The sequence below is a fragment of the Streptomyces boncukensis genome, assembly GCF_011045075.1.
GTDB classification, from domain to species: domain Bacteria; phylum Actinomycetota; class Actinomycetes; order Streptomycetales; family Streptomycetaceae; genus Streptomyces; species Streptomyces boncukensis.
Map to the genome: position 1 here is coordinate 1 of NZ_JAAKZZ010000865.1, position 1,885 is coordinate 1,885.

The 1,885-nt window shown below is 77.1% G+C and carries 2 protein-coding genes; both read right to left on the reverse strand.

Going from position 1 to position 1,885, the window contains the following annotated elements; genetic code table 11:
- Nucleotides 1-1,191 (reverse strand): acylneuraminate cytidylyltransferase (locus tag G5C65_RS36480; protein WP_165303334.1); only part of this gene is annotated, 1,191 nt, incomplete at its 3' end.
- 68 nt (nt 1,192-1,259) lie between these two features.
- Nucleotides 1,260-1,885: DUF6716 putative glycosyltransferase (locus G5C65_RS36485; RefSeq protein ID WP_338146838.1), on the reverse strand; the 626-nt coding region annotated here is incomplete at its 5' end.

Genomic DNA, 1,885 nt, shown 5'->3' on the forward strand with positions numbered 1-1,885 from the left:
CCCCGCGATCTCCCGGACGGCTCCCGCGCCCCCGCCCCGCGAGGTGACGGCGGCGGCTGCGGCCCGTACGGCGTCGTGCGCGTCGCCGACCGCGACGGGCCAGCCGACCAGCGCGAAGCACGGCAGGTCGTTCGCGTCGTTGCCGACGTACAGCACGCGCTCCGGGGCGACGCCGCGCTCCTCGCACCACTGCTTCAGCGCGAGGTCCTTCCGGTCGACGCCGTGCATCACCGGGATCCGCAGCTTCCGGGCCCGCGCCGCGACGACGGGGTTCTGCTCGGTCGAGAGGATCAGCAGCTCCAGTCCCGCGCGGCGCAGCGCGGCGACGCCGAGTCCGTCCCCCCGGTGCACCGCGACGGTCTCGCGTCCCTCGGCGTCGATGTACACCCGGTCGTCGGTCTGTGTGCCGTCGAAGTCCAGTACGACCGCGTCGACGTCGTCCCGCGTGGGCAGGGTCCCGCCGCGCCCGCTCGGTGCCTGCGCGTCCAGCAGCGGCGCGAGCGCCCGCGCACGCGCCAGGTCGTGCGGGTCGTCGATCTCCAGGACGCGCGCCGGGTCCGTCCGTACGAGTTCGGTGCGCCCGAAGAAGCGGTGCCCCGAGGCGCGGAACCCGGCTGCGTCCATCGCGTACGCGGCGCCCGTCTCCAGCAGGTCCTCGGGCCGGTCCTGGCGGCGCGGCCGTACGGAGCGGTCGTGGTTGACGCCGCGGGCCCCCTCCGCCGGCGCGGCGTCCTGCTCCCGCCAGACGAAGCCGTGGAACGACGCGACCGTCAGCGCGCTGTCCGCGCCGCCCTCGATCACCGCGGCGGCGACGTCCCCGACGTCCTCGCGCAGCAGGAACGGGCTGGTGCACTGCACCAGCAGGACGGCGCGCACGGACGACGCCGCGCCGTGCCGCTCCTCGAACACGTCCATGGCGTGCAGTACGGCGGCCTCGCTGCTCGCGAGGTCGCCCGCGATGTCGGCGGGCCGCTCCACGACCTCCGCGCCGGCGGCGCGCGCGGCGGCCGCGATGGCGGAGTCGTCCGTGGAGACGACGACATCGGTGATGTGCCGCGCCGCCAGGCACTCCCGCGCGGCCCGCGCCACGAGCGGCACTCCGCCGACGGGCGCCAGGTTCTTGGCGGAGACGCCCTTGGACCCGCCACGCGCGGGAATCACCGCGAGGACGCGGGAGGGCTGTGCGGACATGCTGGCTCCTGACTGACTGACCGAATCGACCGAATCGAACTGCGCGGGCGCCCCGCCCGCCGCCCGCGTCACAGCTCCCCCACCCGGCGGATCACCGGGGCGACGCGCTGCACCCCGTGCCGGTACGCGCCGCGCGCGGCCTCCCGCAGCGCCCGCCGTACGACGCCGGGCCCGCCGTCCGCACCGGCGCCCCCCGCGGCGCCCGCCAGCGGCGCGCCGTCCGGGCCCAGCCCGTAGCGCCGCAGCAGGCCGGGCAGATAGCCGGGCGCTGTCGCGGGCGTGTAGTACGGCGCGAGCGGCGGCAGTCCGCCGTCCGCCGCGCGCGAGAGCGCGACCAGCTCCGATACGCGCTCCCTCGCCGGGCGGAAGCCGCCGGGACCGCCCCCCGGGCCGGTCCCGGCCGTCGCGGCCCCCGCCCCCTGCCGTGCGGCCCACTCGGGGTCGCCCTCCGGCAGGTGGCCCGCATCGAGCCGGTCCCAGGACGTCAGGCAGCCGGACCCGAGGAAGTAGTGGTTGCCCAGCACCTCGCGCACGCCCAGGTCGGTGAGCACGGCGGTCGGCACGGAGCGGTGCAGGGATTCGAGCGCCGCCGTCGAGCTGACCGTGACCAGCAGACCGCCGGTGTGCCGGGCCCGGTCGAGGATGGTGCCCATGTGGCCGTAGACGAGGCGGCAGTTGGGCGGCATCCCGCCCC